Below are 8,367 nucleotides of genomic sequence, written 5' to 3' on the forward strand. Positions count from 1 at the left end.
GTCGCCCAGGCCCGCCTGCAAGGCGTGGCTATCGCGCCCGGAACATCCTTCCGTATTTCGGGTGCGCCCTGGCACCCGGCGGTGCGTATCTCGCTGGGTTCGACCACCGAGGGGGAACTGCGCGCCGGCCTCGGCGTTGTCACCAAGCTGCTGCTTGGCGATCCGGAGCATCTGCTGCTCGCAATCTAGGTCCGGTTTGCCCGGAAATTGTGGGGAATCAGAATAATTGTCATGATATTATTTTCCCAATTGACATGATTTGGCGCGTTCCGCATCGTTAAGGGGCATAGGCTTCTCCAGCACGGGGAAATACATTTGTCCGCACCAGCGCCCATCATCAAGATCGACAGCATCTCGAAAAGCTTCGGCAGCTTCAAGGTGCTGGACGGCCTGTCGATGCAAGTCATGCCCGGCGAGAAGCTGGCACTGATCGGCCCATCGGGTTCGGGCAAGACGACGATCCTGCGCATCCTGATGACGCTGGAGCGCATCGATGGCGGTCATATCCAGATCGACGGCGAGCAGCTCTATCACATGGAGCGCAATGGCCAGCTGTTGCCCGCCGATGAGCGGCATCTGACAAGGATGCGCCAGAAGATCGGCATGGTGTTCCAGCTGTTCAACCTGTTTCCGCACAAGTGCGTCATGGACAATGTCACGCTGGCGCCGATGCTGACCAAGGGCACGCCGCGTGCCGCCGTCGAAAAGCGGGCGATGGAACTGCTCGAAATGGTCGGCATGGCCGACAAGGCCAAGAACATGCCGGCGCAGCTGTCCGGTGGACAGAAGCAACGCGTGGCGATCGCTCGGGCGCTGGCGCTGTCGCCGAAGATCATGCTGTTCGACGAGGTGACGTCGGCGCTCGATCCAGAGCTGGTCGAGGAGGTGATGAACGTCATGCGCAAGCTCGCCGCCGAGACCGACATGACCATGCTGCTGGTCACCCACGAGATGGGCTTTGCCCATGATTTCGCCGACCGGGTGCTGTTCTTCGATCGCGGCAGGATCGTCGAAGAAGGCAAACCGGACGAGATTTTCCGCAATCCCAAGCAGGAGCGCACGCAAGGTTTCCTGAAGAAGATCATCGCGGCCGGACATCGGGTCTGACCGCAATGCCCAGGGCGACGAAGTCGTCCCGAGGCGGCGAGGGCCGCCATGCAACAAAGCAAGACAAGAAACAAGGAGTTGGGAACAATGAACAAACTTGGCATTCTGGCCGGCGTTGCCGGTCTTGCACTGACGGCGGTGCTGGCCGCCTCGATCCCCGGTTCGGCCGATGACAGCAAGCTCGAGCAGCTCAAGGCGCAAGGTTTCGCCCGCCTCGCCATCGCCAACGAGCCGCCCTATACGGCGGTCGCCGCCGACGGCAAGGTTTCGGGTGCCGCGCCTGATGTGGCCCGCGAGATATTCAAGCGGCTCGGCGTCGCCGACGTTGCCGCTTCGATCTCCGAATATGGCGCCATGATCCCCGGCCTGCAGGCCGGTCGCTTCGATGTCGTCACCGCCGGCCTGTTCATGAAGCCGGAGCGCTGTGCTGCGGTCGCCTATTCGGAACCCGTGCTGTGCGACGCCGAGGCGATGCTGGTGAAGAAAGGCAATCCAAAGGGTTTCAAGAGCTATGAGGATGTCGCCAAGGATACGACTGCGACCATCGGCGCGCCGGGCGGCGGCACCGAGGAGAAGCTCGCGCTCAATGCCGGCGTGCCACGCGATCGCGTCATCGTCGTGCCGGATGGCCAGAGCGGCGTGAAGATGCTCCAGGATGGCCGCATCGACGCTTATTCGCTGCCCGTCCTGTCGATCAATGATCTGGTCAAGAAGGCCAACGATCCGAACCTCGAAGTCATCGCTCCGGTGCAGGGCGCACCGGTCTATTGCGACGGCGCCGCTTTCAAGAAGGGCGACGAGGCACTGCGCGACGCCTTCGATGTGGAACTGGCCAAGATGAAGAAATCGGGCGAGTTCGCCAAGATCATCGAGCCCTACGGCTTCTCGGCGGCAGCCGCGATGTCGACCAGCCGCGACAAGCTCTGCGCGGCGAAGTGATCCTTCCTTCTCCCCGTTCAACGGGGAGAAGGTGTCACGAAGTGACGGATGAGGGGCGGCGCCAAACCTTCGCAAGTTCGCGCCGCCCCTCATCTGCCTGCCGGCATCTTCTCCCCGTGAACGGGGAGAAGATGCTAAACCCAACGTTGGAAACCGAATGACCCAGTGGTCCGGCTATTTCGGCCTGATATTGCAGGGAGCGCTTGTCACCATCGAGCTGACGCTGATGGGGTCGGTGCTGGCGCTGATCATGGCCTTCCTCGCCGGCATGGGGCGCGTGTCGCGCTTCTTTGCGCTGCGTTGGTTGGCCACCGCCTACATCGAGTTCTTCCGCGGCACCTCGATCTTCGTGCAGTTGTTCTGGGCCTATTTCGTGCTGCCCTTCATCGGCATTTCGCTGACCCCGTTGCAGGCCGGCGTGCTGGCGCTCGGCCTCAATGTCGGCGCCTACGCCGCCGAAGTGGTGCGCGGTGCCATCCAGTCGATCGGCCGCGAACAGTATGAGGCCTGCACAGCGCTCAATCTCGGCCGCTGGCAAGGCATGCGCCACATCATCCTGCCACAGGCGCTGCTGGTGATGCTGCCGACCTTTGGCAACAATGCCATCGAATTGCTCAAGGCGACCGCCGTGGTGTCGCTGATCTCGCTCACCGACCTGACCTTCCAGGCGCAGGTGGTGCGCGCCCAGACCGGCAACACCCTGGTGCCGTTCACCACCATCCTGATCATCTATTTCATCCTCGCCCTGCTCATCTCGTGGGGCGTGCGCTCGCTGGAACGACGCATGGCGCGCGGCCTCGACGGGGTGCGTGCCTGATGGCCAACTCCCTTCTGATAAATTGGGCCTACTGATGGAATGGGATTGGAATTTCGTCTGGGAAATCATGCCAACGCTGATCCAGGGCGTGAAGATCACCATCCTGGCGACGCTGCTCGGCTCGGTGCTGGCGGCGATCGTCGGGCTTGGCATTGCGCTGGCGCGCCGCTCGCCCAACAAGGCGTTGTCGCGCACGGTCGGCTGGGCGGCTGAATTCATCCGCGGCACGCCGCTGCTGGTGCAGCTCTATTTCATCTTCTACGTGCTGCCCGACATCGGCATCCTGCTGCCGCCGCTGGTCGCCGGTGTCATCGGGCTCGGGCTGCATTACGGCACCTATACGGCCGAGGTCTATCGTGCCGGCATCGACAATGTGCCGCGCGGCCAATGGGAGGCCGCCAAGGCGTGCAATTTGAGCGCCAGTCAGACCTGGACCCACATCATCATTCCGCAGGCTATCCCACCGATGATTCCGGCGCTCGCCAATTACTTTATCGCCATGTTCAAGGAAACGCCGCTGCTGTCGGCGATCACCGTGCTGGAACTGATGAACCAGGCCAAAAGCGTCGCCAACACCTACTATCGCTATATCGAGCCGATCACCCTGGTCGGTGCTTTCTTCCTGGTCATCAGTCTGTTTTCGGTCGTGTTGCTGCGCTGGCTGGAACGCCGCTACGGCAAGATCGAGAGGTAACCGATGAAACCCTTGCCCGAGATCAAGGTGTATCCAAAACGGCCGGCACTGGATGCGCGTCCGCTGGAGCGGCGCATCGGCCTGATCATCCTGGCCACCGACCACACCAGCGAACCGGATTTCCGCCGCATGGTGGCGAGCGAACGCGTCGGCGTCTATGTCGCGCGCATTCCCTATGCCAACCCGACGACGCCCGAAAACCTGCGCAAGATGCAGCCGGCGCTGACGGCGGGCGCGGCCCTGATCCTGCCGGATGAGCCACTCGATGCCGTCTGCTATTCCTGCACTTCGGCCTCGGTGGTGATCGGCGATGCCGAGATCGAGGCGGCGATCCAGGTCGCAAAGCCCGGCGTGCCGGTAATCACCCCGCCGATGGCGGGCGTGCGCGGGCTGCGTGCGCTGGGCGCAAGCAAGATCAGCATCCTCACTCCCTACACGGTCGAGACATCCAGGCCGATGGCCGCCTATTTCGCGGCGCACGGCTTCGAGATCGCCAGCTTCACCTGCCTCGGTTTCGAGGACGACCGCGAGATGGCGCGCATCGCACCGGCGGCCCTCGTCGAACTGGCGCGTGAGGCGACCGACACCAGCGCCGATGCGCTGTTCGTCTCCTGCACGGCGCTGCGTAGCGCCCTCGCGGTCACCGGAATGGAAAAAACTATTGGACGTCCCGTGGTGACCAGCAACCAGGCGACCGCCTGGAATTGTCTGCGGCTGTGCGGAGATGACACGCCGCGTCCCGAATTCGGCCGTCTGATGACGCAGCCATTTGCCGCCTGATTGATGATCATGACACAGGTCACTCTTGAGCACATTCGCGCCGCGCATGAGCGCATTGCCGGCAAGGTCGAGCGCACGCCGACCGTGCTGTCCCAAAGTCTTTCCGAAGGGCTGGGCGTCCCCGTCCACCTCAAGCTCGAACACCGGCAGACCACCGGCAGCTTCAAGCTGCGCGGCGCCTCGAATGCCGTCGCTTCGCTCAGCACCGCGGAGAAGGCGCGTGGCGTGGTCGCGGCCTCGACCGGCAACCACGGCCGCGCGCTGGCGCATGCGGCGAAGCTTGAGGGCATGCGCGCGGTGATCTGCATGTCGCGGCTGGTGCCTGAAAACAAGCTCGACGAGATCCGCCGGCTGGGCGCGGAGGTTCGCATTATCGGCAACAGTCAGGACGATGCCCAGCAGGAGGTCGATCGGCTGGTGGCGCAAGAGGGGCTGGTTATGCTGCCGCCCTTCGACCATCCCGACATTGTCGCCGGGCAAGGCACGCTCGGGCTTGAGATGATCGAACAGGTCCCGGATGCTGCCCTCGTCCTGGTGCAGTTGTCGGGTGGCGGGCTCGCCTCAGGCGTTGCCGCGGCCATCAAAGGCGTCAGCCCCGGCACAAAGATCATCGGTGTCTCGATGGCTCGTGGCGCGGCGATGAAGGCCAGCCTCGATGCCGGCCGCCCGGTGCTGGTGGAGGAATTGCCGACGCTGGCGGATTCGCTCGGCGGCGGCATCGGCCTCGACAACCGGCTGACCTTCGCCATGTGCCGCGACCTGCTCGATGGTATCGTCCTGCTTAGCGAGGACGAGATCGCCGCCGGCATCCGTCACGCCTATGCGCGCGAACGCGAAATCGTCGAGGGCGCCGGCGCGGTCGGCATCGCCGCGCTGCTCGCCGGCAAGGTCAGGTCGGACGGGCCGGTGGTCGTGCTTCTCTCCGGCCGCAACATCGATATGGACGCGCACCGCAGGATCGTCTGCGGCGAGGCGCCATCGCTCAAGGAGCACGCCGCATGAGCCGGATGACGATCCTCACCGAACAAGAATTGCGCGCGATCGTGACACTCGATCTCGATGCAGTCGCCTGCGTCGAAAACGCCTTCCGTGCGCTTGCCACCCTGCCGGTGGCGATGCCGCCGATCCTGCGGCTCGACATTCCCGAGCATCGCGGCGAGGTCGACGTGAAGACCGCCTACGTGCCTGATATCGACGGTTTCGCCATCAAGATCAGCCCCGGCTTCTTCGACAATCCGAAGCTCGGCCTGCCCAGCGTCAACGGCATGATGGTGCTGCTGTCGTCCAAAACCGGGCTGGTCGAAGCACTGCTGCTCGACAACGGCTATCTCACGGATATCCGAACCGCTGCTGCCGGCGCCGTCGCCGCCAAACATCTGTCGCGTCAGGACTCGTCAGTTGCCGCGATCTTCGGCGCCGGCGTCCAGGCCGGGTTGCAATTGGAAGCCCTGATGCTGGTGCGGCCGATTTCCGAGGCGCGCATCTGGGCGCGCGATGTGGCAAAGGCCGAGGCAACCGCCGGAGCCCTGCGCGAAAAGCTCGGCATTCTCGTGCATGCCGAGCCCGACGCGGCAAACGCAGTTGTCGGCGCCGACATCATCGTCACCACCACGCCTTCGACCGAGCCGCTGATCAAGGCGGGTTTCGTTTCCGCCGGCCAGCACATCACGGCGATGGGCTCCGACGCCGAGCACAAGAACGAGATCGCGCCGGCAATCCTGCGCATGGCCGACCTCTATGTCGCCGACAGCGCCCGTCAGACGCGGCGGCTGGGTGAGCTGCATCACGCCATCGCGGCGGGCGTGATGGCCGCTGACGAAGAGGTGACCGAACTTGGCCAGATCATCGCCGGTAAACGGCATGGTCGGCGCTCGGCCAGCGACATCACCATCGCCGATCTGACCGGCACCGGCGTTCAGGATACGGCGATAGCTACGTTCGCCCGCGATCGGGCGCGGGTGGCCGGTTCCGGGGCCATTTTCGAAAGCTGATGCTGGCCAAGGCGTGATCCGGAAAAATGGGAACCGGTTTTCCGAAAGATCACGCCCAAACAAGAACGACGGGCCGGTTTCAACGAAGTTGAAACAGGCTCAAGGCCCAACAAACGAGGACCAAGAACAATGCAACCGAACCTGAGATTCTCGCGCGGCGAATATGCGGATCGCCTCGCCAAGACACGCAAAGCCATGGAGGTGAAGGGCGTCGATCTTCTTGTTATCAGCGACCCGTCCAACATGGCCTGGCTGACCGGCTATGACGGCTGGTCGTTCTACGTGCATCAGGCGGTTATCGTGCCGCCATCGGGCGAGCCGGTCTGGTACGGCCGTGGCCAGGACGCCAACGGTGCCAAGCGCACTGCCTATCTCGCGCATGACAACATCGTCGGCTATGCCGATCACTATGTGCAGTCGACCGAGCGCCACCCGATGGATTTTTTGGCCAGCGTGCTTGCGGATCGCGGCTGGGGCAAGCTGACAGTCGGCGTTGAGATGGACAATTACTGGTTCTCGGCCGCCGCCTTCGCATCGCTGCAGAAGCATTTGCCCAATGCCCGCTTTGTCGATGCCACCGCGCTGGTCAACTGGCAGCGCGCGGTGAAGAGCTCGACCGAGATCGACTATATGCGCAAGGCGGCTCGCATCGTCGAGGCGATGCACCAGCGCATCTTCGACAAGATCGAGGTCGGCATGCGCAAATGCGATCTCGTTGCCGAAATCTATGATGCCGGCACGCGCGGCGTCGACGGCATCGGCGGCGACTATCCGGCGATCGTGCCGCTGCTGCCGTCGGGTGCCGATGCCTCGGCGCCGCATCTGACTTGGGACGACAGACCGATGAAGCGGGACGAGGGCACCTTCTTCGAGATCGCCGGCTGCTACAACCGCTATCACTGCCCGCTGTCGCGCACCGTCTTCCTCGGCAAGCCGACGCAGGAATTCCTCGATGCCGAGAAGGCGACGCTGGAAGGCATGGAAGCGGGGCTGGCCGCGGCCAAACCCGGCAACGCCTGTGAGGACATCGCCAACGCCTTCTTCGCCGTGCTGAAGAAGTATGGCATCGTCAAGGACAACCGCACCGGCTATTCGATCGGACTGTCCTATCCGCCGGACTGGGGCGAGCGCACGATGAGCTTGCGTCCCGGCGACCGCACCGAACTCAAGCCCGGCATGACCTTCCATTTCATGACCGGCCTGTGGCTGGAAACGATGGGACTGGAGATCACCGAGTCCATCCTGATCACCGAAACCGGTGTGGAGTGCCTGGCCAATGTGCCGCGTAAGCTGGTGGTGAAGGATTGAGCCCGATGTCGAATCTACGCTCATCACCGGTCGCGCCGACCGTCGATTTCGACCGCGACGGCGTCCAGCACGGCTTCCTGCGCTTGCCCTACAGCCGCGACGATTCCGCGTGGGGCTCGGTGATGATCCCGATCTGCGTCATCCGCAACGGCAACGGACCGGCAGCTCTGCTGTCCGGCGCCAACCATGGCGACGAATATGAGGGGCCGCTGGCCCTCTACGATCTCGCCAGGACCCTCGATCCCAGGCAAGTCAGCGGCACGGTGATCATCGTGCCGGCAATGAACTATCCGGCCTTCCGCGCCGGCACGCGCACCTCGCCGATCGACAAGGGCAACATGAACCGCAGCTTTCCCGGCCGGCCGGACGGAACGGTGACCGAAAAGATCGCCGATTACTTTCAACGTGAGCTGCTGCCTCGCGCCGACATCGTGTTCGACTTCCACTCCGGCGGCAAGACGCTGGACTTCGTGCCGTTCTGCGCGGCGCACACTTTGCCCGACAAGGCGCTGGAACAGAAAGCCTTTGACGCGGTCGCGGCCTTTGCCGCTCCGTTCTCGATGCGCATGATCGAGATCGACGCCGTTGGCATGTACGACACGGCAGCCGAGGAGATGGGCAAGGTCTTCGTCAGCACCGAACTTGGCGGCGGCGGCACGTCGCGCGCGCAAACCGTGCGGATCGCGAGGCGCGGCATTCTCAACGTGCTGCGTCATGCCGGCATTGTAGAG

The 8,367-nt window shown here is 63.6% G+C and carries 9 protein-coding genes and 1 pseudogene; all 10 read left to right on the forward strand.

Annotation, left to right across the window (positions count from 1 at the left end; translation table 11 throughout):
* Nucleotides 1-189, forward strand: a pseudogene (locus tag EN879_RS15050) (PLP-dependent aminotransferase family protein); the annotation flags it as partial.
* Nucleotides 190-315: 126 nt separating this feature from the next.
* Nucleotides 316-1,107: an ectoine/hydroxyectoine ABC transporter ATP-binding protein EhuA gene (gene ehuA / locus EN879_RS15055; RefSeq protein WP_063170119.1), complete on the forward strand. Its 792-nt coding sequence runs from the start codon at nt 316-318 to the stop codon at nt 1,105-1,107.
* 87 nt (nt 1,108-1,194) lie between these two features.
* On the forward strand, nt 1,195-2,046 hold the full coding sequence (gene ehuB / locus EN879_RS15060) for an ectoine/hydroxyectoine ABC transporter substrate-binding protein EhuB (RefSeq protein WP_013530327.1): 852 nt from the start codon (nt 1,195-1,197) through the stop codon (nt 2,044-2,046).
* A gap of 157 nt (nt 2,047-2,203) precedes the next feature.
* The gene (ehuC, locus tag EN879_RS15065; protein ID WP_013530328.1) at nt 2,204-2,863 is read left to right on the forward strand and encodes an ectoine/hydroxyectoine ABC transporter permease subunit EhuC; all 660 of its coding nucleotides are present in this window, start codon (nt 2,204-2,206) and stop codon (nt 2,861-2,863) included.
* Between the two features lie 34 nt (nt 2,864-2,897).
* Nucleotides 2,898-3,557, forward strand: a complete 660-nt coding sequence (gene ehuD, locus EN879_RS15070; RefSeq protein WP_013530329.1) for an ectoine/hydroxyectoine ABC transporter permease subunit EhuD — start codon at nt 2,898-2,900, stop codon at nt 3,555-3,557.
* A gap of 3 nt (nt 3,558-3,560) precedes the next feature.
* Nucleotides 3,561-4,337 carry an ectoine utilization protein EutA gene (gene eutA / locus EN879_RS15075; protein WP_063170120.1) on the forward strand — a complete coding sequence of 259 codons (777 nt, stop codon included), beginning with the start codon at nt 3,561-3,563 and terminating at the stop codon, nt 4,335-4,337.
* 9 nt (nt 4,338-4,346) lie between these two features.
* The gene (gene eutB, locus EN879_RS15080) at nt 4,347-5,339 is read left to right on the forward strand and encodes a hydroxyectoine utilization dehydratase EutB (protein WP_164745816.1); all 993 of its coding nucleotides are present in this window, start codon (nt 4,347-4,349) and stop codon (nt 5,337-5,339) included.
* The gene (eutC, locus tag EN879_RS15085) at nt 5,336-6,328 is read left to right on the forward strand and encodes an ectoine utilization protein EutC (protein ID WP_063170121.1); all 993 of its coding nucleotides are present in this window, start codon (nt 5,336-5,338) and stop codon (nt 6,326-6,328) included. Before eutB ends, eutC begins: the two co-directional genes overlap by 4 nt.
* Before the next feature lie 129 nt (nt 6,329-6,457).
* Nucleotides 6,458-7,636: an ectoine hydrolase DoeA gene (gene doeA / locus EN879_RS15090; RefSeq protein ID WP_063170122.1), complete on the forward strand. Its 1,179-nt coding sequence runs from the start codon at nt 6,458-6,460 to the stop codon at nt 7,634-7,636.
* Between the two features lie 5 nt (nt 7,637-7,641).
* Nucleotides 7,642-8,367: N(2)-acetyl-L-2,4-diaminobutanoate deacetylase DoeB (gene doeB / locus EN879_RS15095; RefSeq protein WP_127274115.1), on the forward strand; the 726-nt coding region annotated here is incomplete at its 3' end.

It is taken from the genome of Mesorhizobium sp. M7A.F.Ca.AU.002.02.1.1 (assembly GCF_003998535.1).
In the GTDB taxonomy this organism is placed as follows: domain Bacteria; phylum Pseudomonadota; class Alphaproteobacteria; order Rhizobiales; family Rhizobiaceae; genus Mesorhizobium; species Mesorhizobium ciceri.

Bases quoted from the DNA above. Each gene is read 5' to 3' on its own strand.
- ehuB (WP_013530327.1), top strand. From the start codon at position 1,195: ATGAACAAACTTGGCATTCTGGCCGGCGTTGCCGGTCTTGCACTGACG.
- ehuC (WP_013530328.1), top strand. From the start codon at position 2,204: ATGACCCAGTGGTCCGGCTATTTCGGCCTGATATTGCAGGGAGCGCTT.
- ehuD (WP_013530329.1), top strand. From the start codon at position 2,898: ATGGAATGGGATTGGAATTTCGTCTGGGAAATCATGCCAACGCTGATC.
- eutA (WP_063170120.1), top strand. From the start codon at position 3,561: ATGAAACCCTTGCCCGAGATCAAGGTGTATCCAAAACGGCCGGCACTG.
- eutB (WP_164745816.1), top strand. From the start codon at position 4,347: ATGACACAGGTCACTCTTGAGCACATTCGCGCCGCGCATGAGCGCATT.
- eutC (WP_063170121.1), top strand. From the start codon at position 5,336: ATGAGCCGGATGACGATCCTCACCGAACAAGAATTGCGCGCGATCGTG.
- doeA (WP_063170122.1), top strand. From the start codon at position 6,458: ATGCAACCGAACCTGAGATTCTCGCGCGGCGAATATGCGGATCGCCTC.